The organism is Rheinheimera sp., assembly GCF_036782235.1.
In the GTDB taxonomy this organism is placed as follows: Bacteria; Pseudomonadota; Gammaproteobacteria; order Enterobacterales; family Alteromonadaceae; genus Pararheinheimera.
This window is the reverse complement of record NZ_DAIPZL010000010.1, coordinates 111,187-137,232: the sequence shown is the minus strand read 5'-3', so window position 1 is coordinate 137,232 and position 26,046 is coordinate 111,187. Positions and strand designations below refer to the sequence as shown.

The window sequence follows — 26,046 nt, the reverse complement described above, 5'->3', positions numbered from 1 at the left end:
CCCAGAGCCGATCACCACCTCCATAGGAGGTGGTTTTAAATTGACAATAAAAAAACACCGCTGCTGCGGTGTTTTTTATCTCAGATTGCAATTTTTTATCGCTTTAGCCCACTTTGGCTTATGAAGAAACTTTGGGCTGAGCACTACACAAAGTTACCTGATTACGGCCATTGGCTTTGGAGGTATAAAGCGCTTTGTCAGCGGCCTCCAGCCATTGCCGGTGTTCCAGCATGTCGCTGTTGTATTCAGCAATACCAACACTGACCGTCACTTTCAGAATTTGTTGGTTATATTCAATGGCCAGACTTTCTACTGTTTTTCTCAGCCGTTCGGCAAAATACATCGCTTGATCTTCAGTGGTATCCACCAGCAACACGGCAAATTCTTCGCCGCCATAACGCCCTGCCACGTCAGTTTCCCGCAGATTTTTTTTCACCGCCTGCGCCACCGCCTTGATCACCGCATCGCCGGCGGCATGACCAAAGGTGTCGTTGACTCTTTTAAAGTGGTCGATGTCACACATCAGTAAACTGCTGCGATGGCCACTGCGTTTGAGCCGCTTAAACTCATGCATCAGTGCATCTTCCCAATGGCCCCTGTTATTAAGCTCAGTCAGAAAATCAGTTTTTGACAGCTGTTTCAACTGGCCGTTCATCGACTCCAGCTCAAGCCTGCTGACTGCCACGTCTGTGACATCGTAAATAATCATACAAAGGTGGGTCACTACACCACGCACATCGGTGATTGGGAATATAGTGCTGTTCTGGTACATATAGTCAGCAGAGCCTGTGATGGGCCTGTAGTTGCGAAACTTAAAAATGTAAGGGCGCTGCTCCCAGATAGTAAAGGCGCGGTTTTTCAGCAAAATCACCGGATCACATTTACGTTTTAACCAGTCTTCATCAATTTCAGAAAACAAATCAAACAAATACCTGTCGCGCACCTGGCGTGGTGTTAAACCACTGTGGTTTTCCATAAAACCATTCCAGACCTGAATTTTATAATCGGCAGTCAGCACTACCAGACCCACATCAACGGTCTGGAACATATCTAATAACCAGTGAACTTCGGCAACATCAGAGTTTATTTGTGACATAACTACTCTTCTAACAAAAATTCGACTTTGTAATTCAGCGTTTTAATGCTGTCTTCAGTAAACAGCAGCAGCAAATCACAATTAATATTGTAGTTTTCGATGCCATAGCTGATTTCAATGGCCAGCGTTCTTTTCCAGCGTTTGGCATTGGCTTTAATCATCTCACTAACCGGCGCATGCTGACCGAGCACCACCGGATGCCCCTGACTGAACGACATATCAATCTGCTCAGCCAGCCCCTTAAGTACAGCTCCTATCAAAATATTGCCAATATCCATTAATAATTCGAGTTCGGCTTTGGTATTGAGTTTGCCTTCGTAATTCATCAGTTTGGCAATATCAACAAAACTGGAATCATTCAGGATAAGCAAAGCTTCACCCGACACCCCGCCCCCGATAAAACCCTGACACACTGCCGAAGTGGTTTCTTTTTGTTCCACCGAAGCGATAGCCATATGCAGTTCACTGACTTCAATGACATTGACATTAGGGATGGGTAACTTAACAAATACTTTAAGAAGCCTTGCCAGCAGATCACCGGCCTGGCCCATAGCCACGTTGGTCAGCTCCTGAAATACATCCCGCAGTACAGGGTCAAGCACAAAACTTTTGCTGGCTTGATTGAGCTCAATGGCTCTTTCCTGCACTTTTTTACTGTCTGACGCTGTATGCTGGGCTTCAAACTGCGCCAGCACTTCGGTGAGTTTATCGGCCGCCACAGGTTTACGGATAAAATCCAGAGCACCAAAAGCCATCACCCGCTCGCGGGCCTCAGGCTGCACATCACCGGATACCACCACGACTTTGACCGGTATTTTTTGCTCAGCAATAGCCTGCAGCACTTCGTAGCCGTCGAGGATCGGCATATTCAAATCAAGGAATAATAAATCGATAGGCTGACGCTTTAAAACTTCCAGAGCTTCCTGACCATGACCGGCAAAATAAATTTTATCCTGCCACTGCGCCGGCAGACTGCGGGCCATTTGTTTGCGTGCCAGATTTGAATCATCACAGATTAATACCGCTGCTACCATTAGACACCTGATTCACGTATTGTTAAGTCCAGTGTAGCGCTGAACCTTTGATTGTGCGAATCAAAACAAAGGCTTTTTTCCTCAAAATCATCGACATAAGCAATTGTATTTACATTATTTTCAAAGATAACAGGAACAAAAGATGAAAAATTTATCTGCTGTGTTCAAATACAGTGTTTGTTTTGCGCTGGTGCTGAATTCAGCCCTGGCTGCCGATTTAACGGCCAATTTGCCGGTCAGGCTCTCTGAAGTCAAAGCCGGCGACAGACCATTGGAACTGCAAGGCACCCCGGTGCAATTAATGCAGCAAGCACCCGACTTTAAAGTGGCCGATCAAGCATTTAAAGCGGTGAAACTCAGGGATTTTTCAGGGAAAACCGTGCTGCTTAGTGTAGTGCCAAGTATCGACACCGGTGTCTGCTCCATTCAGACGAAAAAATTTAACGAACAAGTCGTGAGCTTGCCTAAAGATGTGGTGCTACTCACTATTTCCACCGATTTACCCTTTGCACAAAAACGTTTTTGCCAAAAAGAACAAGTCGACAAACTACAGGTGTTATCTGATGCAGTCTGGGGCGACTTTGGCAGTAACTATGGTTTAAGAATCAAGGACATGGGCATTCTGACCCGGGCCGTGCTGATTATCGATGCCAAAGGTACTCTGGTGTACCAACAGCTGGTCCCGCTGCTGTCACAGGAACCGGATTATCAGGCCGCACTGAATAAACTCAAAGAAATCACCAAAACCTGATGAAGGCAACAACACAGGCTGAAGCCAGCGCTAAGCCAACTCTAAGCAACTTTGGCCTGTGTTAGAAATTTTGCCCCGCCCTCTTGAAAGCAAAAACAACGCCCCTATTTTATGAAACAGGATGCCTGATAAGGGTCCTGTTCTGTGGAATTCACGCGAATACCACCTTGTAAAACAGTTATTTAACTAATTTGCTTCAGAAGAGGAATTGGATATGACAACTTTAGATTTTTCTCCTTTTTATCGTTCATTTATTGGTTTTGATCACCTGGCATCGTTAATGGATGCAGCAGCCCGCAATGAAAAACAGCCGGCTTATCCACCCTACAATATTGAAATTACCGGTGAAGATCAGTACCGCATCACCATGGCGGTGGCGGGTTTTGAACAACACGAATTATCACTGGAAACCGAACACAACACCCTGCTGGTGAAAGGGCAAAAAGCCGACAAAACTGAAGGTCGCCGTTTTGTGCATCAGGGCATTGCCGAGCGCAACTTTGAACGTAAATTCCAGCTGTCGGATTATATCCGCGTGACAGGCGCCAATGTGCACAATGGTTTGTTGCATATTGAACTGGTGCGGGAAATTCCGGAAGCGTTAAAACCACGCAAAATTGCTATTGGTCAGGCACAACCCACCACTTTACTGAACCAACAAACCGCTGCTAATTCAGAGCCTGCGGTGCTGACAGTAGCAAGCGGTAGCTAACAAACAGAAATAACGGCCGGGTTTTGTGTTGTTATAACCCGGCTAAAAAATCCATAATTTGCTGATTCACTAACTCCGGCGCTGTCAGCGGTCCCATATGGCCTGTTGGCAGCGTTGTGGTTTGCACCTGAGTTAAACTCTGTGCCAGCAGCTCAGCCACCAATAAGGCAGCCCTTCGGCTATCGGCACCACGCATTAACAACACCGGCATCTGCAGCCTGGCGTAATCGGCCTGAGTGGCGTCTTCACCTATCAATGCGGCAAAATCCTGCGGCACTTTCCATACCTGGGCAGCCATTTGCTGCTGCATTCTGACCGGCAAAAAACGGAAATAATCTTTTTGTTGCCAATAATCGACAAAAAGCCGGGCCGCATCCCAAGCCGCGAGTGTCGGCATCTGCTGCGAGAGCAATTTAACTTCTGCCGTTAGGGCTTGCGCCTCCGACGAACTTTCACCAGCTAACAGATGAAAAGCCACAGGCTCAAATAACACCAAGGCTTTAACCTTCAGTTTGTGAGTGCGCGCCAGATGCAACGCTACAGCACCACCATAAGAGTGGCCTATCAGGATAAGATCGGCGTTTTTTTGCTCAGGACTTAACAACGCCATGATAGCGTCCGCTTCAGCAGCCAAAGACCATTCAGGCGTCAAGCCAGCAGCAACAGCTTTGTTGCTGCCATAACCCTGTAAGTCGGGTAACCACAGACTATATTGCTCAGACAATAATGCTGCGAGCGGTAACCACTGTTTATGGCTACTGAGTGAACTGTGCAGCAGCAGTATAGGCGCTCCCTGACCTGTGACCTTCAGCTTTGGCTGCTGCTCTGCCGGAAACACCTGTGACACGGCCATCATTAGATCACTAAAAATGCGGCGGATGCCAATAAAGCGACAAAAGTAGACACCATGCCAAGAAAGCGTGGCGCCGAAGTGCCCTGGGTTTTATTCAATCCAATGGCATGCAAAACGCGACCAGCCAGCGTCAGGCCACCAATCAGATGCAACTGCCACAATGGAGCCTGCTGAATTTCCAGCAGCAATAGCAGCACCAACAGCAGCGGCACATACTCGGCAAAGTTGCCATGTACCCGGATGGCTGTGACCAGCGCCGGTTTTTGACCGTCGCCTAAACCAACACGGTTTTTCAAACGTTGGCGGATCACCAGCGCCGCCAGACCCACATAAAATACGGCCAGTGCCGCGGCATAATAAGGTGTGATCAATAAAGTCATACTACCAACCCTGTAATTGTTGTAATGCCAGCTGCGCAAACAGCTGAATATGGCAAGGCGAGTCATTTAACGCCTTGATGTACTGATAACTTTCGCCTCCAGCATGCAGAAAAACTTCGCAGTTTTCTACCGCAATTTCTTCCAGAGTCTCCAGACAATCAGCCGAAAATGCCGGACATAACACCTGCAACTTTTTAATACCTTTGGCTGGTAATTGCTCAAGTAACTGATCGGTATAAGGTTGCAGCCACTTTTCTTTGCCAACCCTGGACTGAAAACTCACCAGCACCTGCTCAGTAGTCAGGCCTAAATCGGCCGCCAGATTGGCTGCGGTTTCTCGGCAATGCCGTTCGTATGGATCACCAAGCCTGACAAAACGCTCCGGAATACCATGAAATGACAATAACAATGCATCAGCCTGGCCATGTTGTTGCCAATGGGCCCGTACTGAGCCCGCCAGTGCCTGACGATAAGTGAATTCGTGATGATAGTTTTTCACCAGCCGGATCTGCGGCAGATCCCGCTGTTGCAGCTGATAGTGCGCCAGCTGATCGGAGATAGCTGCAGTGGTGGTGGCCGAATATTGTGGATAAAGCGGCAACACCACAAAACGCTCAACCCCTTGTGCACGCAGCTCGTCCAGCACAGAACTGATCGAAGGGTTACCGTAGGTCATGGCATATCTGACCTGCACCGGCATGCCCGCCATCATTAAACGGGACGAAAGCGCTGCTGTCTGACGTTCGGTGATCACCCGAAGTGGCGAGCCTTCAGGCCACCAGATCGACTGATACAGTTTGGCCACCCGGCGGCCACGAAAAGGTAAAATAATGCCACGTAAAATGATTTGCCAAAGCCAGGCCGGATAATCGACCACCCTTTGGTCGGACAAGAACTGTTTTAAATAACGCTGAATGGCCGGTACCGTTGGCTCATCCGGTGTACCCAGATTAACCAACACCACCGCATATTGAGACAAAGGTAAACTGAGGTGCCTGGATGTCATACAATGGCAATCCCTATAAATCAAACTGTTGCGAAGTTTAACACTATGCAAACTGACAGTGCTGACAAAAATTGCATTGCGCTTTTCGTTATTGCAGGGATAAAAAAACCCACCTGAAGGTGGGTTTTTTACACAGTGCCGGCTTAAGCCAGCAAAGCAGCCAATTGATTACTGACTGCTTCTACCTGTGCTGTACCGTCTAAATGATGGTATTTGGTCAGCCCCTGCTCGGCCTGGTTACGGTAATAACCCACCAGCGGTTCAGTTTGTTCATGATAAATAGCCAGGCGCTTGCGCACCGTTTCTTCTTTATCATCTTCACGGATCACTAAATCTTCACCTGTGACGTCATCTTTACCTGCTGTTTTTGGCGGGTTATAGCTGATGTGGTACACACGACCAGAAGCAGGATGTACACGGCGGCCACTCATCCGCTCCACAATCACATCGTCCGGCACGTCAAACTCAATCACGTGATCCACAGTAACACCATTGTCTTTCATCGCGTCGGCTTGCGGAATAGTACGAGGGAAACCGTCTAACAGGAAACCATTGGCACAATCGGCTTTAGCAATACGCTCTTTTACCAGACCAATAATCAGGTCATCAGACACCAGTTGGCCAGCGTCCATCACTTGTTTTGCCGCTAAACCCAGAGGTGTGCCTTCTTTAATGGCAGCACGCAGCATATCGCCGGTCGAAATTTGTGGAATGCCAAACTTATTCATCAGAAACTGTGCCTGAGTTCCCTTACCGGCACCTGGGGCACCCAACAAAATAATACGCATACAAAAAACCTCGAATAGCTGCGGTTTGATCCAATAGTCACAAGCTTTGGATCTTTACACAATGTCCGTCATCAGACAAGAAATTTGTCGCCCAAAGGCTGCTCATCAGATAAGTCAAGCCAACTTTGGTCTTAACCTGTGCAATCACAGTTTTAACAGCATTTTTCATCATAACAAGCTGTTTTTTCATGTTTTGGCTGTGCTTTCCCTGATGTTATTAGACCAAAGTGCAGGTAATTCGGGGCATAGCTGGCAGACAAAAAATCAACGGAAAATAATAACTTGTGATAGCGGTTAAAACACAACCAATAGTTTTTATATAAATCAGCTAAATATAATTAATAAAATCATGAGTTTAATGCAATCACTATTAAATCCTGCCCCTCCCCCTTTAGTTATACCTAAAGAAAATATCCTCTTGAGCAAAAAAAAAGGATGAGCACAGGGGCTCATCCTTTTTCGCTGCATCAGAACAAAGGTTATTTTGCCAGATCTAACAACAAGGCATTTAACCGACCGACAAAACCAGCCGGGTTTTTCAGGCTGCCACGTTCTGCCAATAAGGCTTGATCGAGCAACACTTCAGCCCACTGTTTAAAGCGGCTTTCGTCCTGCTCGTCAGCAATATGTTTCACCAGCTGATGTTCAGGGTTCAGTTCAAAAATGGGCTTAACATCAGGCACTTTCTGACCCACTGATTCCATCAGTTTGATCATCTGAGTACTCATATCAAACTCATCGGTCACCACACAAGCAGGGCTGTCGGTCAAACGGTGACTGACTTTGACATCTTTTACCTGCTCGCCCAGAGCGGTTTTAAAACGTGCCACCACAGCGGCAAATTGCTGCTCAGTTTCGGCCTGGGCCTTTTTGGTTTCTTCATCATCCAGTTTCGATAGATCCAGCCCGCCTTTGGCCACTGAACGTAACTTTTTGCCGTCAAATTCTGTCAGATGCTGCATCAGCCATTCGTCAATACGATCCGACAACAGCAGCACTTCAATGCCTTTTTTACGCAGTACTTCCAGATGCGGGCTGTGTTTGGCCGCTTCATAACTGTCGGCCACCAGGAAATAAATCTCATCCTGGCCTTCTTTCATCCGGCTGACATAAGCTTCCAGCCCAACTTTCTGCTCGCTGCTGTCTTCGTGCGTTGAAGCAAAACGTAATAATTTGGCGATAGTTTCTTTATTGGCAAAATCTTCGGCCGGGCCTTCTTTCATCACCTGACCAAACTCATTCCAGAAGGTCTGGTATTCAGTTTGATCTTCCGCTTTGGCCATTTTTTCCAGCATTTTCAGCACGCGGCTGGTGCAACCTTTGCGTAGGCTCTGGGTCACTTTGGTGTCTTGTAAGATTTCACGAGACACGTTCAGCGGCAAGTCGCTGGAATCCAGTACACCTTTGATAAAACGCAGGTAACTTGGCATAAACTGCTCTGCGTCATCCATGATAAATACACGCTGCACATAAAGTTTCAGGCCATGCCGGGCTTCACGGTTCCATAAATCAAAAGGTGCTTTTTTCGGCACATACAACAAACTGGTGTAGTTGCTGTTGCCTTCCACTTTGTTGTGGCTCCAGCTCAGCGGCTCTGTCCAGTCGTGTGAAATATGCTTATAAAATTCCTGATATTCGTTATCAGACACTTCGGATTTGTCGCGCATCCAAAGGGCTGTGGCTTTGTTCACTGCTTTCCAGTACCCTTCGGTGGCCGGAATTTTCTCGCCGTCTTCACCGTCACGCTCTGGGGTGCCTTCCTGCCACATTTGCACCGGGATAGAGATATGATCTGAGTATTTAGTGACAATACTTTCAACTTTCCACGGGCTTAAAAACTCGGTTTCCGCTTCGCGCAGGTGCAGAATAATGTCAGTACCACGGCTGTCTTTCACAATAGGACTGATGCTGTATTCACCTTCACCGGCAGATTCCCATTCCACAGCACTGTCAGCTGGCATACCGGCTTTGCGGGTACGTACTGTCACTTTGTCAGCCACAATAAAGGCTGAATAAAAGCCCACACCAAACTGACCAATCAGCTGCGAATCTTTGCTGGCTTCACCGGATAATTGTGAGAAAAACTCTTTGGTGCCGGATTTGGCAATGGTGCCTAAGTGACTGATCACTTCATCGCGTGTCATCCCGATGCCGTTATCACTGATGGTGATGGTTTTGGCGTTATCATCCAGACTGATCCGGACTCTTAACTCACCGTCATTGTCATACAGGCTGCTGTCGGATAAGGCTAAAAAGCGCAGCTTGTCGGCAGCATCTGAGGCGTTGGATACCAGTTCACGCAGGAAAATTTCTTTATTGGAATACAACGAATGGATCATTAACTGCAGCAGTTGCTTCACTTCAGCCTGAAAGCCATGCGTTTGTTTTTGTGTTGTTTCAGTCATGTACCGCTCCTGTTTAACAGTGTAATAGCCAAAGGCATCACACAATCCGAACTTCGAATTAAAAAACACCTGGCACTTTGCATCGAATGCAGTGGGATACTGCGCAGAGTTGTCAAAGGCCAGTGACGTGTTGGGCTGACAGCTATATGGGGGAGGTGAAAAAAACTTTCAAGGGGAAGCCCTGCGTTTTGCAGGGTTTTCCCTCAGCAGAGCGCGACGGCTTTGATGTTCAGAAGCTTAAAAAGGTTTGCGGCCACTTAAGGCATAAGACAGGGTGCTGCCGTCAACATATTCCAGCTCACCACCCACAGGCATGCCCTGGGCCAGACGGGATACCTGAATTTGGTGTTTTTTACAAAGCTCAGCAATATAAAAAGCGGTGGCATCCCCTTCGATGGTTGGGTTGGTGGCTAGGATCACTTCCTGGATCGCACCTTGCGCCAATTGGCTTGCCAACAAGTCCAGCCCCAGCTCAGCCGGGCCTATGCCATCAAGCGGCGATAACTGACCGCCCAGCACAAAATAACGGCCGGAAAAAAGGCCTGTTTGTTCAATGGCGTATAAATCTGCCGCACTGGCAACCACACAAAGCAAAGCGCTCTGGCTGCGGCTGTTGTCTTGACAAATAGGGCACAGTGGCTCTTCGGCAAAAGTACGGCATTGCTGACAATGACCGACTTTTTCCATGGCGTTGGCCAGTACTTTGGCCAGCATCACCCCACCTTCACGGTTACGTTCCAGTAACTGATACGCCATACGCTGGGCCGATTTAGGCCCAACTGAAGGTAAAACCCGAAGTGCATCAATCAGTTGCTGCACCATGGCTGTATGTTTTGCCATACCGGAACGTCCTTAACTTAACCAGCAACCAGATTAAAACGGCATCTTAAAACCTGGCGGTAATTGCATACCACCGGCCACACCAGCCATTTTTTCTTTGCTGCTTTCTTCAACCCGGCGCACTGCATCGTTAATGGCTGCGGCAATCAGATCTTCCAGCATTTCTTTGTCATCCTGCATCAGACTGTCGTCGATGCTGACTCGGCGCACGTTGTGATTGCCAAGCATCGTCACTTTAACCATGCCGGCACCTGCTTCACCTGTCACTTCCATCCGGGCGATTTCTTCCTGGGCGCGCTGCATTTTTTCCTGCATAGCCTGCGCCTGTTTCATGATATTACCCATGCCACCTTTAAACATAATTGTGCTCTCTTTTGTTTTCAGACCGCGTGCGGCTGTTTGTCTGTTCGCAGCCGCCGAACCGGCACTGCAGTGGACTGCAGGGCTGCACCCTGCGTTATTTATAGTGGCGACACGATAATCAGAATACGCTGAAAATACAAGAGAGCGCCTGCCAAGCGCTGGCTTTGCCAGCACATCTGCTTTACAGGGTTAGCTGACACTCAGCGTCTCTGCCAATAATTCAGCGCCAAACTGTTGTTGCATCGCCTGCACCAAGGGGTCTTGCGCCAGCAGTTGCTGTACATAGAGCCTGCGGGCGTCATCGATGCGTTGTTGAATGGCCTGCGGACAATCCGGCACTTGTTCAGCAAACTCCACACTGACCAAAAGTTCGCTGCCATAAGAAGCCGATAATACTCTGGCCAGCGTCTGACGGTTTTTTTCGTTGTCCAGATGTCGCTGACTATTGCTGACAGTTAACACTAACTGATTGTCCTGTAATTTTGGACTTGAGTGCAGCAGGAATAACCGCATCAGGCCGCCGATGGCGAGCTGATCTATGCGGGCCGCCCAGCTGTCAACCTGACTGGCAGTGCGAACGGCAAAATTATGGGCGCCTATCACACCATCAAACTCCATCACCTGCCCCAGGGCTTCGGGCGATAATTCCGGCTGAGCTATGGCTTCGCTGGCAAAATCGGTGTCCTCTGCCACAGGTTGCAAACTCTCCAGCAGAGCATGGCGAATAGGTGCTGCTGTGTTTTGACTGCTTTGTGCTACGGCCGCTGTTTCTTCGGCGGCCTGATATTGTTGCCAGGCCCAGTCGCCACCGGCGCTGTCAGCCACAGGATCGGGTTCATCTTCTGAATCATCGGTATTGACCATGGCAGCAGCAGGCGCATGGTGACTCAGCGCTTGGGCTTCTTCACTGTCCTCATCGACCACAGCTACCGGATTGGTGCTCGCCAAAGTATGCTCAGTAACTAAAGGTTCAGTGGCGAAAGGCTCAGCGGGCGCTACCTGAATAGCAGTAGCGGGAAGAGTACCGGTATCGCTGATAGCAGCGCCAGGCACTGGCGTGAGGGCTGGTTCAGAGACTGCAGCGCCCCCCCATGATGTTGTCGTGACAGGCTGAACTTCTCGGGTTGGGGTTGAGGTTGCAGCGGCGGCAGGTTGTGGCTGTGCTGTTGGCCTTTGCGGCTGAACTTGCGCTGCTGCAGCAGGTGTTGTGACTCGGCTAGCTGCGAACTGCTGAACAACCGGCGCCGGCTGGCGCTCAGACTTTTTTCCGTCATCGGCTCCTGGTAATGCTGCTGAAAGTCCACGCCTTGCCAGAATGCTGGCAGTTACAGGATCGACCGCTGGTGCTGCTATGGCTTGAGTTGCTGCTGATGCTCCCGGTTGGTCTGCACCAAGATGCTGTGCAGAAATATTTTCTGCAGCAACGGCAACTGCCTGCGCAGCGGCATCACCCAGAGCAGTTTCGGCCTCTGTATTCTGGCTTTGTTGCTGAGCGTTTGTATGATCAGCCGCCTGGCCTAACGCAGCTTGTTGTTGTGTTTGCACCTGCGCTGTCTGCGCCGGAATACCGGCTGCACTTAGCGCTGCCGCTCTGGCACTGTGGGCTGAGTCCTGTACCGGCTCGTTGCCACTGGCCGGCACAAAAGCAATAGCACGCAGCAACGCCATTTCGAGGCCAATACGCTGATCCGGCGCATAAGCTAAATCTTTTTTGCCACTTAACAGCAACTGGTAATGCAGCTGGATCATTTCCGCTGAATGGGTTTTGGCCACGGCACGGACAAAAGCCGATTCGGTCAGCGCCAGTTCGGCAGCATTGAGCTGGAACTGACACAAAGCCGCCAGATGCAGCAGCGCCAGCATATCATCCAGCACCGATTGGTATTGGCTGTGCTGGGCTATTAATTGCAGCAAATGTTGTTGCATCGCGGCAAGGTCGCGGTTTAATACGTCCTGCAGCAACAGCTCGGCCCAGGATTGTTCCAGTAAACCCAGCATTTCCCGCACCGGCCCCAGCGCTATCTGGCCATTGGTCTGGGCTATCGCCTGATCAGTTAAACTCAGTGAGTCGCGCAAACTGCCTTTGGCTGCGCGCGCCAGCAAGGCCAGTGCTTCGTCTTCGGCCTGAATATGTTCTTGCCCCAGGATATAGGCTAAATGTTGTTTGATCTGGCTTTGGCTTAAGGCTTTTAAACTGAACTGCAAACAACGTGATAACACCGTAATCGGCAGTTTTTGTGGATCTGTGGTCGCCAGTAAAAACTTTACATGAGGTGGTGGTTCTTCCAGCGTTTTAAGCAGTGCATTAAAACTGTGTTTAGACAGCATATGCACTTCGTCGATCAGATAAACCTTATAACGGCCACGGCTGGGCGCATATTGCACATTGTCGAGTAAATCGCGGGTGTCTTCCACTTTAGTGCGGGATGCGGCGTCAATTTCCAGTAAATCAACAAAATAGCCTTTATCAATTTCGACACAGGCACTACAGACACCACAAGGAGTGGCAGTGACTCCTTTTTCGCAGTTTAAGCTTTTGGCAAAAATACGGGCTATGGTGGTTTTACCAACACCCCGGGTGCCGGTAAACAGATAAGCGTGGTGCAGACGATTTTGGGTGAGCGCGTTGATCAAGGCAGCTTTAACATGATCCTGCCCGACCAGCTGGGCAAAATTTTGTGGCCGCCATTTGCGCGCTAACACCTGATAACTCATCTGCCTTCCTTTTATGCCTGAATGCCGGGGTGGCGCAATAAGCGCCACCACATCACTTAATGACCGGCAAAATCAATCAGGGCGTATACCTTTAATTGTAATGCCGCCAGACGTTTGTCACCGCCAAGGTCGGGCAGATTCACGACAAAAGCCGCATCCGCCACTTCACCACCTAAACGGCGTACTAACTGGGTTGTAGCATCAATAGTACCACCAGTTGCCAATAAATCGTCAACTAACAATACTTTATCACCAGGTACTATGGCGTCGGTATGAATTTCCAGTGTGTCTTCGCCGTATTCCAGCTGATAGCTCTGGGCAATACGCTCACGGGGCAATTTACCAGGTTTACGTACCGGCACAAAAGCAACACCCAGCGCATAAGCCAGCGGTGCACCAAAAATAAAACCACGGGACTCTGTGCCAATGATTTTGGTAAAACCCTGGTTGGCGTAATGTTGTTTAAAGTTATCAATCACTGCGGCAAAAGCCTGCGGGTTCTGCATCAGACTGGTGACATCACGGAATAAAATGCCAGGTTTTGGATAATCCGGCACTGATTTAATCACTTGTTCCAGCATCCGGGTAAATTCTGTAGGGTTATTCATTAAACCATCACTCTCATTATTCAATCGTTATCAGGTCAAAAGTTGTACTGACAAAAAAACCGCCAAACGGCGGTTTTGCTGACTCAGGGTTCACTTAACCGAGAATTTGCAGCCAGCGTAAAATGGGTACCAGACACAGCAGGCCCACAAACACCGCGATAAAACCTAAAAATTGAGCCACACCAAAAGACTCTTTAAAATTCTCGTCTGCCATCGTGTTTTCCCACTGCTAAAGGGCTAAAAGAAAGGCCGACATGGTAATGAATTTTAGCCCGCTTGGAAAGCTCGGATCACGCCTTTTCGTGCAAATTTGCTGAATAATTCAGCGGCGCCAGCCTGCAACACTTCAGGATCTGCAGCAGGGATGAATAGCTTTAATTGTGCAAGTACCTCATCCAGTGATAAGCCTGGTGTGGTGGCGAGAATTTGCATCGTAGTGGCACTGAGTTCATTCAGACTGACAAACTTAATTTCATCGGTGTCGTTGCGGTACATCAGCAAATAATATGGGCCGTCGGCAACAGTAGGCTGAAAGTCGCGACTGATTTGCATCACCGGATATTGATAACAAAGGAGTAATGCTAGTTCTGAAAACTGCAATGGCTGAGTGCTGTGCAATGTCTCAAGGCGCGGTGTTTGTGCTTCGCTGGTCGTGGTCGCCAGATAAAGCTCCAGCCATTCATAATGTGCCAGCTCAATGGCAAAGGCCGGATCCTCAGCGCTCAGCCCCTTGCTGCTGAACCACTGAAAAAAACCTGCGGCAATATCCAGAAAATAAGGACTTGAGAGTGAGCTTTGCGCAAAAAACTGCCTTAATTTTTGTTGCCACAGCGACGCCGGATATAACGAATGTAATACCGGAAAAGCACTGTTGACAAAATTTTGCACATTATTAAAGAACAGCTGCTGATACACCGCCATACGTTCAGCGTTTACAGTCGCAGGCGCCGCGTTGGCTGGGTCACGAATGGCGGCGGCAAACTGCTGTTGCACGGCCTGAAAATCAAGGCTGCTTTTTGTCATCGCCCTGCCCCTGCGCATTGCGCTGACCTTTGTTGGCAGGCCTTAATGTGCCAAAGCTCTGCCTCTAACTCCGGCATCGGCGGCAGATTAAAGTCACGTTCCAGCACAGTGGCAAATACCCCATGACAAGCATAAGCCTGTTGCAGCAATTGCCAGACCGGGTCACAAACCGCAGTGCCGTGAGTGTCTATTAATAAAGATTGATGCTCAGTGTAATGACCGGCAATATGACCATAAACAATACGTTCGGAAGGCAAAGCCGCAATAAAATCCTGGGCGTTATACCCATGATTGATGCTATTCACATACACATTATTGACGTCCAGTAACAAGCCACAATCGGCTTGTTTCAGCACTTCCAGCGTAAAGTCCAGCTCGGACATTTCCTGTCCTGGCGCCGCGTAGTAGGACACGTTCTCTACCACCAACTGCTGACCAAGCATATCCTGTACCTGCAAAATACGCTCTGCAGTGTATCTGGCGGCGGCCTGGGTAAAAGGAATGGGCATTAAGTCATATAAATGCCCACCGGCGGAACAATAACTTAAATGTTCGCTGTAAAGCTTGATTTGGTGTTGTCGCAAAAATTGTTTTAGCGCTTTGACAAAATCCAGATCCAGCGGATCCGGACTGCCAAGCGATAAACTCAAACCATGACAAGCAAACGTATATCTTTCAGTCAAGGCGCGAAACTGCCGCCCAAGCGCCCCGCCAAAAGGTAACCAGTTCTCTGGTGCAACTTCAAAAAAATCAATCACTGCAGATTTTTCATGACTGACAGACGCCAGCATTTCACGTCGCAAGCCAAGGCCCACACCAGATACCAGCGTCATGTTAGTTCATTCCACCACATTTACCTTCGCCACACTTGCCTTCACCGCATTTACCTTCTTTGGTTTTGTCGGTAGCTTTATCAGCGGCTTTGTCGGCCATTTTTTCAGCACCGCATTTACCTTCGCCACACTTTCCTTCACCACATTTGCCTTCTTTAGCTTTGTCCGCTTTGTCGGCACCACATTTAGCTTCTTTACTCTTACCGTCAGTTTTGACCTTGTCGGCACCGCAAGAAGCTTCGGCTGCCGATAACTGATAACCTGCAGCGAGCTCAGTAGCCTGGAAAGTATTGGCGCTGGCAGCTGTACTGATTGAGCCTAAAACTAAAACACCTACCGCAGAAACAACTTTTTTATGAAGCATATTCATGTTGGAATTCCTTATGATTTGTCGATAACACCGGATAATAACACTGTATATCACTGCCGGGCCTCAGGCTCAGCAGCTCCCCTGATAAAGACCCCGCACTGCGCTGAAAAATTTCAGCGTCAGACAACATTTCTGTTATTTAGCCGCTGTAGCACTACAGCATTAGCATAATAGCGGCGCTTTTTCAGTAAGTTTTGATCTGCATCAGAGCAGTACTTCGCTGCACACGACACAATCACACCATTATGACTCCCCATTCACCGAGGTTTGTTATGTCACAGTCTTTGACTCCCGTGCTCAGAGCCCAGTTACTGGAAGAAATTCAGCAACAACGTGCTGCTATTTACCAGTATCTGCAACAAGGGCAACAAGCCGAATACAGCGACCTGTTGCTGAAACTCGAAAGTCATCCACTAAGCCACTGGCCTGAGTTATTGAATCAATGGCTGACCCCTGAGCTGGAAGTCAAAACCCGCCGGCTGGAAGCGATTCAGGCTGCGCTGAGTCAGATGGATATGGGACTTTATGGTTTATGTTGTGACTGCGACAGCAGAATTGAACGGGATTTATTACAGCAGGATCCGGCGCGTCAGCGCTGCGCGCACTGTGAACAGCGTTATAAAGAAAACAAGTTAGTTCATCACAGCTAGATAAACCACTTTAAATAATAACCAACGGCCTGATCCTCAGGTTAGATGTGCAATCAGGTCGCCCTCTCTGCGCACGAACCAAGAGCTATTATTGAATACTCAGATGACATAGTAAAAAACCACCTCGATAGGAGGTGGCTTTGCAAAAGGTCCCTGGAAGGGGGCTGGTTTAGCTTGACTCCATATCCAACATCATTTGCAACTCTTCGATCGCACCCACTGATAGCCGCGCTGCCAGTGTGCCACTGCAAAGACGTATAATACGGATCCATATTTGCTCTTGCCATTATTTGTTGGTTACAAACTGGTCGCAGTATCTAGCATGGGCTTTCTTTAGGCATAGCCCCAGAGCCGATCACCACCTCCATAGGAGGTGGTTTTAAATTGACAATAAAAAAAACCAGTCATTTTTATGACCGGTTTTTTGTCTATAGATGCCAGCGCCTGAGCGCTGGCTGGTAAAGACGATTAGAACTTCTGAGTGAACTTCACGAAGTAACCGCGACCAAACAGACGGTAAGTAGATTCGTCTGTGTTACCGTTAAAGCCGTTTTCGATGAACGGAGGTAACTCGTTAGTTACGTTGTCGATACCTACGCTAACAATGCTGTTAGTGCTGAAGTTGTAAGTAGCGCTGATATCGTGGTACAGCATGCTATCAACTTTAGCAACTAAACCTTCTACTTCTTCTGGGTCGAAGCCCCATTGGAAGTCAGCAGCATTGTATTCCAGACCGCCGATGTAAGTTGCACGGTACACAACGTTCAAATCTTCCCAGTCATAAGATACTGAGAAAGAAGCTTTGTTAGATGCGTATGATGTGTCATCCACAAAACGACCAGACAGATCTGCCAGCTGGAATGTTGAAGTTGCGCCGTCATAACGTTCATCTTCACGCTGCAGGAAGTGAGTCCACACAGTATTGAAGTTAAAACGACCTATCGCAGTATCCATGCTGTAAGAAATTTCAGTATCGATACCTTTAGCGTTTTTCTCGAACAGGTTTTGGGTCAGACCTTTCACGTAGCTGATGTAACCAGTGTTATCACGAACAACGTTCGCACACAGGCGCTGAATGCCACCTACGTAACAACCTTGCAGTGAGTCGCCGGCAGAAATTGCATCGATAGAACCCTCGATGTTCACTTCCCAGTAGTCAACAGTCAGGCCTAAACCTTCAATAAAGTCTGGTGAATAAGCAACACCAACAGTGAAAGTATCACCTTCTTCTGGTTTCACATCTGCGTTACCACCAACTTTTGCCAGCTGTTGGGTATCCAGGTTTGGTGAACCACCAGCTGGAACGCCAGCAGCAGCACAACGGTCACGAGTTGCTTGAGTTGCTGTTGCCCAAGTAGAAGTTGAACATGGGTCAACTGCTTGTGGGAAACTGTCAGCAGCAGGGCCGTACAGGTCATCTAAAGTTGGAGCACGGAATACAGTACCGTAGTTAGTACGGAACATCAGACCGTCAATAACTTCCCATACTAAACCAGCCTGGTAAGTGTTAGCCGTACCAACGTGATCGAAATCGTCGCGACGGGCACCCAGTTTCAGGTCCATACGTTTAACAAAATCAGACTCTGGTAATAACGGAATTTCAAACTCGGCAAAAATTGATTTGTTGTCGTATTCGCCAGCTTGTAACACCTTACCTTTGTTACCTGTCACTACGCCCAGGAATTTGCCTGAGTCACGTTCCTGCTCAAAGGTCTCTTTCAGGTATTCAAGACCAAAACCACCTACAACCATACCACCTGGCAGTTCAAACATGTCACCGCCGGTGAATGCTGTAACCTGCAGCAGGTCGCTGTTGCTGGCATCTAACAGAGGAGCAGAGATGTAATCTAACATTTCTTTAGTGATAGTGCCTGGGCCACCGAATACGTTTAATGGCACACAACCGGCAATTACGGCACCTGGTGTACCACAAACAATATTGCCATCTGCGTCTTTAAATGATGGGCCTAAAGCATTACCCAAGTTAGGACCAAACAGCTGACCACGGTCGATGTCAGCATTTTGCGAGTAGGCATAGTTTGCCGATACATCGTAAGTCCAGCCTTCAATCAGGTTGTGCTCACCAGAAACACCAAAGACTTGTTGGAAACGGGTTACGTCTTGCTCGAAAGTACGGCCTGCTTCAACCATACGACGACGTGAACGGTTTACGTCAGCACCAAACGGGTTGTAGTAGTTGTCTTTTGATACACCGTTACGACCGTTGGCTAACACATAACCTGGGTCAAACTGGGTATCAAATGGAGTTTCAGCCAGTTCCTGGTTAGATTCACGTTTGTTTAAACGTGTTTCAGAGTAAATATTGGTACTGTCGTTTAACTGGAAGTTACCTTCAACAAAGAAGTTTACTTTGGTGTAAGGTGTTTGCAGCAGGTTAATTGGCGCATAGTTGTAAGTGTCGTTGTTCGCACCACCACCTACATAACGGCGCATATCAGCATTAGCTGGTTTGCCGTCACCACCTGTTGGGCACTTACCGTTAGTCCAGGTACCTGGGCGACCAGCCACAGTGAAGTTACCACATGGAGTAGAACCAGAACCATAGATAAAGGCGTTCGCGTTAGGGCCTGAAGTGATCAGACCATTTGCCAGGAAGCTTTTTACACCTTCCACGCTGTCGATTAAGTACGGAGCCTGTAAGAAATCGACTTTTTTCACGTCACCTTGAGTGATTGGTTTTTCTTTAACGTAGTCTAAACCAACCAGAAAACTACCATCGCTGAAAGATTTACCTGCAACGATGTTAAAGCTGTTTTGACCTGAAGTATCAACGTCGAAATATTCTTTCGTCATTGCAGTTACTTCAACGCCTTCAAAATTTTTCTTAGTGATGATGTTCACTACACCAGCGATAGCGTCAGCACCGTAAGTAGCAGAAGCACCGTCTTTCAGAACTTCAATACGCTCGATCATTGAGCTTGGGATACCCTGGAAGTCTGAGCTTACTACACGGCGACCGTTGATCAGAACCAGTGTACGCGCTGAACCTAAACCACGCAGTTCAACGAAAGTACCACCGTTACCACCGTTGTTGGTGGTAGTCATAGCTGGAGAACCAGACATGATTGGGCTTGATTGCATGAACTGGCCAACGTCCTGGATACCCATGGCTTTCATGTCTTCGCCAGTGATGGTGGTAATAGGCGTTGCAGTTTCGATATCAGTTCTCTTCAGGCGAGAACCAGTAACTTCAATACGTTCAACTTTTTTTGCTTCTTCTTCAGCCGCTACAGCGCTAGAAGCAGAAAACATAGCGGTAGATGCAGCACCAAATGCGAGGGCAATGCGCACAGCTTTTGCAGTTTTATGATTATTAAACATTCTTATCTCCCTGGATCACGTTATCGTGATTTTGTTGTGTAGTAAGTCACTTTCACAGCCTGCAGCTGTCGATTCCGGCACACCGCCAGAAGTGGACTGCCCGATGATAAGGTGATTTTTTTGCGAGGGTCAATCGCTTTTACATAAATTCCTACAAAAAAAGTGAAGATGAATTGAACTTTTCATGTTAGCGACACGACAACTTGCTGATTTTTTCAGCAACAATGTAAACAACCACTCCCTGCTGCGGCGTTTTTTAGTTGGCAGCGCAGATGCTTCAGATATAACTTATTAAGGAAAATTGAAAAATATCCCCACCAAACAATTAGTTAATCATCATAAACAAGAATCACACTCGATTCGTACACAAATAAATACAAAGCTCACTATTGTGCAGACTCTCACTGATCTGACCTGCTAAAAAACTGTCAAAAATCTTATTTGCCTGCTCAGATTTGCCTTTGTACAATGCCCCAACTGTAAATTTATACAGAGTATTTATGCTCAGCAGCGCCAGCAAAGCCCAAATCAAGGCCATTCACCAACAGATCAAAGCCGCATTGCCCGGTTATCAACCCAGGCCTTCACAAAACAAGCTGGTGGCAGAAATGGCCAATATAGTGGCCGGCAGTTACCACAGTTATGACCGCATTGGCCTGATTGAAGCAGGCACAGGCACAGGTAAATCGCTGGCTTATCTGATGGCAGCTTTGCCTTTGGCGCTGGAGAAGAAAAAAACGCTGGTCATCGCCACTGCAACCGTGGCGCTGCAAGAGCAGCTGGTGAATAAAGACCTGCCCTTTTTTCAACAGCATGCGGCTTTACCTTTTGAATTTACCCTGATCAAAGGCCGGCAGCGTTATGCCTGCATCGAAAGGCTGAATCAGCAAATTCAGCAGCCAGAGCTGCTACCGGCCTGGCTGGATAAAGCCAGCCCGGCTGATTTAGCAAAACTGGCCACAGCCTGGCAGGAAAGGCGCTGGCTTGGAGATAAAGACAGTCTGCCTTTTGCTGTGCCGGACAAACTCTGGTACAGCATTCAGGCAGACAGTTATTATTGCCACAAACAACACAGGGCTCATCATCACTGCCCTTTCCATCTGGCCAGAGCCGAAATTGACAGCAGTCAGGTGCTGGTGGTGAACCACGCTTTACTGCTGGCTGATTTAGCCTCGGGTAACAGCATTTTGCCCAAACCCGAAGACTGCATTTATGTGATTGATGAAGCCCATCATCTGGCCGACAGCGGCCGTGATTTTTTCTCGGGCGATGCGCTGCTCAACTTTGACAGCGCGGCCTGGCAACAACAGAGTGAGCAGCTGTATCAACAGTTGCAAAGTCAGCTGCCACAACACAGTGCTATTAAAGAAACCCTGAAGTTGCTGGATTTGTCGCAGGATTTTATCGCTACCATCAAACCACTGCAGCAACAGCTTAAAAAACAGCAACATGACTGGTTTGGTAAAGAACCCCATTATCGTTTTACCGATGCAGTCTTGCCTGAACTGTTTCAGCGTCAGGCCGACACCCTGGCCGAACAAAGCGGAAAATTGCTGTCTTGTATTGAAAAACTGTTTCAGCATCTGCTGGACGCCCAGAAAGACGGCAAGCTAAAAAGTAAACAATTGTTACCGCTGCAACATGAACTACAAAGCCTCGAGCAAAAATATACAGCGCAGCATCAGCTGTGGCAGCTGTGGTCTGTGCCACAACATCCTTATGTCAATCAGGCGCGCTGGTTAAGCCGCCATGAGCAGCAGCTCAGAGCGCATGCCTGCCCACTGTCAGTCAGTTTTCAGCTGGATGATTTGTTATTTAGCAAAGCCCATGCGGTGCTGCTATGTTCAGCCACCCTCACCTCGCTCAATTCCTTTGATTATGCCAAAAGAGAGCTGGGGCTGACTGAGCATCCGGGTTTGCAGACTTTACAAGTCAATTCGCCTTTTGCGTATGCCGAACGAGGGGTGATCCATATTCCCAAACTACGGACTGAGCCCACGTCCGATTTATTCACCGACGAATTAATAGAAGTGTTGCCAACATACCTTGATAACAGTCAGGGTAATCTGGTGCTGTTTGCTTCTTACTGGCAAATGGAGCAAGTGGCAGCAGCGCTGCGTAAACAACACTGGACCTTATTGGTGCAGGGGGAAGCCAGCCGTCAGTCACTGCTGGATTTACACAAAATGAAAATTGAAGGTGGTGGCGGCAGCATTTTATTTGGCACCCAAAGTTTTTCCGAAGGACTTGATTTACCGGGGAAACTGCTGACCAATCTGATTATCACTAAATTACCTTTTGCGGTCCCTACCAGCCCCTTTGAAGAGGCGATGGCTGAAGCTGTGACCAAAAGAGGTGGCAATCCGTTTTTACAACTGACAGTGCCTGCTGCGGCGAAAAAACTGGTGCAATCCTGTGGTAGACTGCTGCGCCAGGAGCAGGACCAGGGCCGGATTGTGATCCTGGACCGGCGTCTGGTCACCAAATCATACGGCAGTGCCATGCTCAAAGCCTTGCCACCTTTTCGCCAACAGATTGACGGGTAACCATGGAATTTGTACTTGATCCCACAGTCATGCTGCTGCTGTGCAGTGTGGCTTTTCTTGCCGGTTTTATTGACGCTATTGCCGGCGGTGGTGGCCTGCTGACGGTACCGGCTTTGCTGACAGCCGGTTTACCGCCTCATCTGGTGCTGGGCACCAATAAACTGGCAGCCACTTTTGGCTCTTTAACCGCTTCTGTTACTTATTACCGCAAAAAATTGTTTGACCCTTATTACTGGCGCCACGCGCTAATTGCCACGGCCATCGGTGCCTGTATTGGTGTGCTGGTGGTGGACCAAATCAGTAAAAGTACCCTGGAAAAGATATTGCCGGTGCTGATCCTGATTGCCGCTATTTATAGTTTATTTGCCAAAGTGCAGGCCGATGATCAGCTGCAGCTGCCCAGAGACAGCCCAAAAAACCGCTTAAGCCAAAGATTACAGGGACTTGGGCTTGGTTTTTACGATGGTATTGCCGGGCCTGGCACCGGGTCGTTCTGGATGGTGTCGACTATGGCGCTTTATAAAATTAATTTGCTGCTCACCAGTGGTGTCGCCCGTTCGATGAATTTTGTCTCCAACGGTTTTGCGCTGGTGACTTTTGCCGTGCTTGGCCATATTCATTACCAGCTGGGTATTGCAATGGGGCTTTGCCTGATGGTTGGCTCTTATTTTGGTGCCCATACCGCCATCCGTTTTGGCAGTAAATTGATTAAACCCTTGTTTATGCTGATGGTGATGGCGATTGCACTGCGGCTGATTTGGCAAACCTGGATCAACCCATGAGCCAACCACTGAACCAACCCAATCAACTGGCGACACTGGAGCAGCAACTGCTGCAACTGGCAAAACAAGCCAGCCGTATTGATGAAGCAGCACCAGCCTGGCAGCGCCGTGACTGGTTTGACTCTGAACTTTTTCAATGCCACTCACCTCAGCTGCTTGATTATGTGCAGGAAGCGATGCAGTTATTAAAAAGGCTGCAACAGAGTTCACTGCCCAAAAATCCGCTGCAAGGCAGTAGCAGTTATTTATTGATACAACAGCAAAATCAGCAGCGCCTTGCCGTCAAACTGGCAGCCCAAATGCAGGCGCTGGGTCGTGCTTTTGCCTGCCTGGAGATCCGAAAACGCGAAAACGGCAAATGGCGTCCGGCCAAAACTGCAAAAACTGAAGCCACAGCACCACAACGCCACAAAGCCGGTCAGCTGTTGGCAGAACTTGGCGGCACCCATCAGGCCTTGTATCAAAAACTCAGCGAAACCCATGAATTTGAGCGCCGGCTATTACAGATGATCCATGAAGCTGCGCAGCAACAACAAGCGCCAGAGCTGCAGCTGGCGTTACACGCCAGACTTGGCCGCTGCCGTAAAGCTATTAGTCAGCTCGAAGCAGAAATTCAGTGGCTGGAACAAAAAAGAGAACGCTGATGCCCTGGCCTGCCCTGCTTTATCACCCTTGTTACAGCGCGCTGGAACTGCCGGCCAATCACCGTTACCCCATTGGCAAATACCGCGCTTTATATCAGGCACTGCAACAATCAGAGGTGCCGGCCAGCTGTTTTATCGAGGCGCCGCCAGCCACTGAACAACAACTGGCATTGATCCATCAGGCGCAATATATCGATTCACTGAAACAGGGCAGCATAGATGCAAAAGCAATGCGCCGTATTGGTTTTCCCTGGTCGCCCGAGCTATATCAGCGCAGCCTGCAGTCGGTGGGCGGCACTATCAAAACGGCAGAACTTGCCATGGCACAAGGTTTAGCCCTGCATTTAAGCGGCGGTTATCACCATGCTTTTGCCGCTGAAGGCAGCGGTTTTTGTTTATTTAATGATTTGGCGATAGCGGCAAAAGTGCTGCAACAGCAAGGTGTTGATAAAATTCTGATCTTTGATTGTGACGTGCATCAGGGCGATGGCACTGCGCTGATTTTCCAAAAGGACCCGCAGATCATCACCGCCTCTTTACATGGCGATAAAAATTTTCCGGCGCGTAAACAACAGTCCGACTGGGATCTGGCGCTGCCCAATGCCACAGACGATGGCGCTTATCTGGAAGCTGTGCAACAAAGCCTGGATTATCTGCTGGATTTACATCAGCCAGATTTAGTGTTGTACGACGCTGGTGTGGATATTCATCAAAATGACGATTTAGGCCTGCTGCATATCAGCACTGACGCTGTGCTGGCGCGTGACAGTTATGTGATCAATAGCTGCCGCGACCGCCAGATTGCGCTGGCCGCTGTGATTGGTGGTGGTTATCAGCGTGATTTAACTGCACTGACGGCGGTGCACCTGCAACTTTTTAAAGCAGCTTTTAACAGCAGGCAATTACCCCATCAGATAGATCAAGTACTGACCCAAAGTGCCGCCAGCCGAAGCTGATTTGATCACAACACTTTGACTGACACAAAAAAATAGCCCGGACATAAACCCGGGCTTTTTTTGGTGGTGCCGAACTGCTGGTGTTATCAAGTGCCAATCTCAAACCAGGAGCCACTCCACAGTAACAGCAGCGGTTTTTTGACAGCAGCCAGGCTTAGTGCGCGCCCTAGGCGTTTTCGCTACCTGCAAAATAAAAACCAAGCTGACGTTTCACCGCTGATGGCAACAACGGCAGGCTGGCTTTGGGCACTAAAAAAGTGGCCATATTAAATAAGTCAGTGAAAATACGGTTTTTTTCGGTAGTGCGTTTTAAATATTCGTGGCCTGAAGAGCCGCCGGTGCCAATTTTGGTGCCCAACATACGCTGTACCATCATGGCGTGTTTGTAACGCCAGATAGTGAAGTGTTCATCAATCTCCGTCAGGCAAGTCAGCACCTGGAATGGCAGGTTAAATACCGGCTCTTCCTGATACAAACTGATAAAAAGTGCCGCCAGCATAGCGCGCTGACTCAGTCTGAAAGTGCCATCCTGTTGTAGTTGCTGGTACTTTTCTGTGTCGAGCAAAGCAGCAAATTTAGCGCGGGTTTTCTCAATTTCATCCAGCTGCATCTGCCGTTCATGCTCAGCGATTTGAATAATAGAACGTACTGTCAGCTCGTCTTCATTAAGCATCTGCGCTGTGGTGTGCTGATACATCTGCCAGAAGCTAAAGTCACCAAACTCCAGAAAGGGCATGCGTTCCAGCCATTTCTCCACCTGTTCAAACAAACTGGGCTGCTGCTCTAAACTTTCCAGAAACAAACGGTCTTTTTCATTCAGGCGGCTGTAAAAAGAGTTTTTATCAAAGTCGATGCGATAACCACTTTTTAGTCCCAGGCCAATTTCCAGCATTTTAAACTGCACACTCTGAAAACCCGAGGCCGGCACCAGGTAGTCGCGAAACGACATAAAATCCTGCGGGGTCATGGTTTCCATCACGCCAATTTGCTGATTCATCAGCTGCTGAATGGTGATGATCCTTTTCAGTTTATGCACCACGCCGGTCAGCTGTTCGTCTTTCACCACATCGGCGGCAAAAACGCTCAGCACTGCTTTTAACTCATGCAGCACCTGTTTAAACCACAGCTCGTACACCTGGTGCACAATAATAAATAAAGTTTCGTCATGGGCTTCGCTGCCATATTTGGCACTTTCAGTGGCCTGTGCCGTTAGAATTTTATCCAGCTGCAGGTAGTCACCGTAATAACATGGCGTAGTATTTTTTTGCATAACAAGAAGTTCCGGCCTATGGCCTTAATTGCGACCCTGCATTGTAACAGCGGCTTTCCCCTGTTGTCAGCTTTGGGAG

The 26,046-nt window shown here is 48.5% G+C and carries 23 protein-coding genes; 7 read left to right on the top strand and 16 right to left on the bottom strand.

The genetic code is table 11. The annotated features are described in order from the left end of the window. Positions 1 to 118 precede the first annotated feature (118 nt). Both V7P87_RS12295 and V7P87_RS12290 read right to left on the bottom strand, forming a co-directional pair. A complete protein-coding gene (locus tag V7P87_RS12295; RefSeq protein ID WP_333797686.1) occupies positions 119 to 1,096 on the bottom strand; it encodes a sensor domain-containing diguanylate cyclase in 978 nt (325 codons plus the stop codon). A gap of 2 nt (positions 1,097 to 1,098) precedes the next feature. After that, on the bottom strand, positions 1,099 to 2,130 hold the full coding sequence (locus V7P87_RS12290) for a response regulator (protein WP_333797685.1): 1,032 nt from the start codon (positions 2,128 to 2,130) through the stop codon (positions 1,099 to 1,101). Positions 2,131 to 2,272: 142 nt separating this feature from the next. Here V7P87_RS12290 and tpx point away from each other — a divergent pair, with 142 nt between their 5' ends. Then, a complete protein-coding gene (tpx, locus tag V7P87_RS12285; protein WP_333797684.1) occupies positions 2,273 to 2,881 on the top strand; it encodes a thiol peroxidase in 609 nt (202 codons plus the stop codon). A gap of 214 nt (positions 2,882 to 3,095) precedes the next feature. Next, positions 3,096 to 3,593, top strand: coding sequence for an Hsp20 family protein (locus tag V7P87_RS12280; protein WP_296299066.1), 498 nt, complete (start codon positions 3,096 to 3,098; stop codon positions 3,591 to 3,593). 31 nt (positions 3,594 to 3,624) lie between these two features. Here V7P87_RS12280 and V7P87_RS12275 read toward each other — a convergent pair whose 3' ends face one another. From V7P87_RS12275 to V7P87_RS12220, 12 genes are all read right to left on the bottom strand, one after another. Further along, complete coding sequence (locus V7P87_RS12275) at positions 3,625 to 4,446, bottom strand: alpha/beta fold hydrolase (protein ID WP_333797683.1); 822 nt, start codon at positions 4,444 to 4,446, stop codon at positions 3,625 to 3,627. Positions 4,447 to 4,448: 2 nt separating this feature from the next. Beyond that, a complete protein-coding gene (locus V7P87_RS12270; RefSeq protein ID WP_260657201.1) occupies positions 4,449 to 4,826 on the bottom strand; it encodes an MAPEG family protein in 378 nt (125 codons plus the stop codon). A gap of 1 nt (position 4,827) precedes the next feature. Next, on the bottom strand, positions 4,828 to 5,832 hold the full coding sequence (gene hemH / locus V7P87_RS12265) for a ferrochelatase (RefSeq protein WP_333797682.1): 1,005 nt from the start codon (positions 5,830 to 5,832) through the stop codon (positions 4,828 to 4,830). A 143-nt stretch (positions 5,833 to 5,975) separates the two neighbouring features. Beyond that, complete coding sequence (gene adk / locus V7P87_RS12260) at positions 5,976 to 6,620, bottom strand: adenylate kinase (RefSeq protein WP_333797681.1); 645 nt, start codon at positions 6,618 to 6,620, stop codon at positions 5,976 to 5,978. 479 nt (positions 6,621 to 7,099) lie between these two features. Then, entirely contained in the window at positions 7,100 to 9,025 is a 1,926-nt protein-coding gene (gene htpG, locus V7P87_RS12255) for a molecular chaperone HtpG (RefSeq protein ID WP_333797680.1), read from the bottom strand. Between the two features lie 237 nt (positions 9,026 to 9,262). Then, positions 9,263 to 9,865, bottom strand: a complete 603-nt coding sequence (recR, locus tag V7P87_RS12250; protein ID WP_296299078.1) for a recombination mediator RecR — start codon at positions 9,863 to 9,865, stop codon at positions 9,263 to 9,265. A 33-nt stretch (positions 9,866 to 9,898) separates the two neighbouring features. Then, entirely contained in the window at positions 9,899 to 10,225 is a 327-nt protein-coding gene (locus tag V7P87_RS12245) for a YbaB/EbfC family nucleoid-associated protein (RefSeq protein ID WP_260657206.1), read from the bottom strand. A gap of 192 nt (positions 10,226 to 10,417) precedes the next feature. Further along, a complete protein-coding gene (gene dnaX, locus V7P87_RS12240; protein ID WP_333797679.1) occupies positions 10,418 to 12,943 on the bottom strand; it encodes a DNA polymerase III subunit gamma/tau in 2,526 nt (841 codons plus the stop codon). Positions 12,944 to 12,999: 56 nt separating this feature from the next. Then, positions 13,000 to 13,575 carry an adenine phosphoribosyltransferase gene (gene apt / locus V7P87_RS12235; protein WP_333797678.1) on the bottom strand — a complete coding sequence of 192 codons (576 nt, stop codon included), beginning with the start codon at positions 13,573 to 13,575 and terminating at the stop codon, positions 13,000 to 13,002. A 243-nt stretch (positions 13,576 to 13,818) separates the two neighbouring features. Continuing rightward, positions 13,819 to 14,574, bottom strand: a complete 756-nt coding sequence (locus tag V7P87_RS12230; RefSeq protein ID WP_333797677.1) for an HvfC family RiPP maturation protein — start codon at positions 14,572 to 14,574, stop codon at positions 13,819 to 13,821. Then, positions 14,571 to 15,407 carry an HvfB family MNIO-type RiPP peptide maturase gene (locus tag V7P87_RS12225; RefSeq protein ID WP_333797676.1) on the bottom strand — a complete coding sequence of 279 codons (837 nt, stop codon included), beginning with the start codon at positions 15,405 to 15,407 and terminating at the stop codon, positions 14,571 to 14,573. The genes V7P87_RS12230 and V7P87_RS12225 overlap by 4 nt, the downstream gene beginning before the upstream one ends. 1 nt (position 15,408) lies before the next feature. Beyond that, complete coding sequence (locus V7P87_RS12220; RefSeq protein ID WP_333797675.1) at positions 15,409 to 15,777, bottom strand: HvfA family oxazolone/thioamide-modified RiPP metallophore; 369 nt, start codon at positions 15,775 to 15,777, stop codon at positions 15,409 to 15,411. A gap of 272 nt (positions 15,778 to 16,049) precedes the next feature. Here V7P87_RS12220 and V7P87_RS12215 point away from each other — a divergent pair, with 272 nt between their 5' ends. Beyond that, entirely contained in the window at positions 16,050 to 16,427 is a 378-nt protein-coding gene (locus V7P87_RS12215) for a hypothetical protein (RefSeq protein WP_333797674.1), read from the top strand. 468 nt (positions 16,428 to 16,895) lie between these two features. On the opposite strand, the gene V7P87_RS12210 is transcribed toward V7P87_RS12215, so the two are convergent. After that, positions 16,896 to 19,769, bottom strand: coding sequence for a TonB-dependent receptor domain-containing protein (locus V7P87_RS12210; RefSeq protein ID WP_333797673.1), 2,874 nt, complete (start codon positions 19,767 to 19,769; stop codon positions 16,896 to 16,898). 500 nt (positions 19,770 to 20,269) lie between these two features. On the opposite strand from V7P87_RS12210, the gene dinG reads away from it, so the two are divergent. From dinG to V7P87_RS12190, 4 genes are read left to right on the top strand one after another with little or no spacing between them, the layout of a single operon-like run. After that, positions 20,270 to 22,315: an ATP-dependent DNA helicase DinG gene (gene dinG / locus V7P87_RS12205; protein ID WP_333797672.1), complete on the top strand. Its 2,046-nt coding sequence runs from the start codon at positions 20,270 to 20,272 to the stop codon at positions 22,313 to 22,315. Positions 22,316 to 22,317: 2 nt separating this feature from the next. After that, positions 22,318 to 23,097 carry a sulfite exporter TauE/SafE family protein gene (locus V7P87_RS12200; RefSeq protein ID WP_333797671.1) on the top strand — a complete coding sequence of 260 codons (780 nt, stop codon included), beginning with the start codon at positions 22,318 to 22,320 and terminating at the stop codon, positions 23,095 to 23,097. Beyond that, on the top strand, positions 23,094 to 23,741 hold the full coding sequence (priC, locus tag V7P87_RS12195) for a primosomal replication protein PriC (RefSeq protein WP_333797670.1): 648 nt from the start codon (positions 23,094 to 23,096) through the stop codon (positions 23,739 to 23,741). Before V7P87_RS12200 ends, priC begins: the two co-directional genes overlap by 4 nt. Next, a complete protein-coding gene (locus tag V7P87_RS12190; RefSeq protein WP_333797669.1) occupies positions 23,741 to 24,697 on the top strand; it encodes a histone deacetylase family protein in 957 nt (318 codons plus the stop codon). Before priC ends, V7P87_RS12190 begins: the two co-directional genes overlap by 1 nt. A 166-nt stretch (positions 24,698 to 24,863) precedes the next feature. Here V7P87_RS12190 and V7P87_RS12185 read toward each other — a convergent pair whose 3' ends face one another. Beyond that, positions 24,864 to 25,967: a tryptophan 2,3-dioxygenase family protein gene (locus V7P87_RS12185; RefSeq protein WP_333797668.1), complete on the bottom strand. Its 1,104-nt coding sequence runs from the start codon at positions 25,965 to 25,967 to the stop codon at positions 24,864 to 24,866. Between the last annotated feature and the right edge of the window lie 79 nt (positions 25,968 to 26,046).

What these genes read in the sequence shown, in the direction of transcription:
- htpG (WP_333797680.1), bottom strand. Translation starts at nt 9,025, where the DNA reads ATGACTGAAACAACACAAAAACAAACGCATGGCTTTCAGGCTGAAGTG.
- recR (WP_296299078.1), bottom strand. Translation starts at nt 9,865, where the DNA reads ATGGCAAAACATACAGCCATGGTGCAGCAACTGATTGATGCACTTCGG.
- V7P87_RS12290 (WP_333797685.1), bottom strand. Translation starts at nt 2,130, where the DNA reads ATGGTAGCAGCGGTATTAATCTGTGATGATTCAAATCTGGCACGCAAA.
- hemH (WP_333797682.1), bottom strand. Translation starts at nt 5,832, where the DNA reads ATGACATCCAGGCACCTCAGTTTACCTTTGTCTCAATATGCGGTGGTG.
- V7P87_RS12220 (WP_333797675.1), bottom strand. Translation starts at nt 15,777, where the DNA reads ATGAATATGCTTCATAAAAAAGTTGTTTCTGCGGTAGGTGTTTTAGTT.
- V7P87_RS12200 (WP_333797671.1), top strand. Translation starts at nt 22,318, where the DNA reads ATGGAATTTGTACTTGATCCCACAGTCATGCTGCTGCTGTGCAGTGTG.
- V7P87_RS12215 (WP_333797674.1), top strand. Translation starts at nt 16,050, where the DNA reads ATGTCACAGTCTTTGACTCCCGTGCTCAGAGCCCAGTTACTGGAAGAA.
- V7P87_RS12280 (WP_296299066.1), top strand. Translation starts at nt 3,096, where the DNA reads ATGACAACTTTAGATTTTTCTCCTTTTTATCGTTCATTTATTGGTTTT.
- dnaX (WP_333797679.1), bottom strand. Translation starts at nt 12,943, where the DNA reads ATGAGTTATCAGGTGTTAGCGCGCAAATGGCGGCCACAAAATTTTGCC.
- V7P87_RS12190 (WP_333797669.1), top strand. Translation starts at nt 23,741, where the DNA reads ATGCCCTGGCCTGCCCTGCTTTATCACCCTTGTTACAGCGCGCTGGAA.
- V7P87_RS12270 (WP_260657201.1), bottom strand. Translation starts at nt 4,826, where the DNA reads ATGACTTTATTGATCACACCTTATTATGCCGCGGCACTGGCCGTATTT.
- V7P87_RS12230 (WP_333797677.1), bottom strand. Translation starts at nt 14,574, where the DNA reads ATGACAAAAAGCAGCCTTGATTTTCAGGCCGTGCAACAGCAGTTTGCC.
- priC (WP_333797670.1), top strand. Translation starts at nt 23,094, where the DNA reads ATGAGCCAACCACTGAACCAACCCAATCAACTGGCGACACTGGAGCAG.
- V7P87_RS12185 (WP_333797668.1), bottom strand. Translation starts at nt 25,967, where the DNA reads ATGCAAAAAAATACTACGCCATGTTATTACGGTGACTACCTGCAGCTG.
- dinG (WP_333797672.1), top strand. Translation starts at nt 20,270, where the DNA reads ATGCTCAGCAGCGCCAGCAAAGCCCAAATCAAGGCCATTCACCAACAG.
- V7P87_RS12275 (WP_333797683.1), bottom strand. Translation starts at nt 4,446, where the DNA reads ATGGCCGTGTCACAGGTGTTTCCGGCAGAGCAGCAGCCAAAGCTGAAG.
- adk (WP_333797681.1), bottom strand. Translation starts at nt 6,620, where the DNA reads ATGCGTATTATTTTGTTGGGTGCCCCAGGTGCCGGTAAGGGAACTCAG.
- V7P87_RS12295 (WP_333797686.1), bottom strand. Translation starts at nt 1,096, where the DNA reads ATGTCACAAATAAACTCTGATGTTGCCGAAGTTCACTGGTTATTAGAT.
- V7P87_RS12245 (WP_260657206.1), bottom strand. Translation starts at nt 10,225, where the DNA reads ATGTTTAAAGGTGGCATGGGTAATATCATGAAACAGGCGCAGGCTATG.
- V7P87_RS12210 (WP_333797673.1), bottom strand. Translation starts at nt 19,769, where the DNA reads ATGTTTAATAATCATAAAACTGCAAAAGCTGTGCGCATTGCCCTCGCA.
- V7P87_RS12225 (WP_333797676.1), bottom strand. Translation starts at nt 15,407, where the DNA reads ATGACGCTGGTATCTGGTGTGGGCCTTGGCTTGCGACGTGAAATGCTG.
- tpx (WP_333797684.1), top strand. Translation starts at nt 2,273, where the DNA reads ATGAAAAATTTATCTGCTGTGTTCAAATACAGTGTTTGTTTTGCGCTG.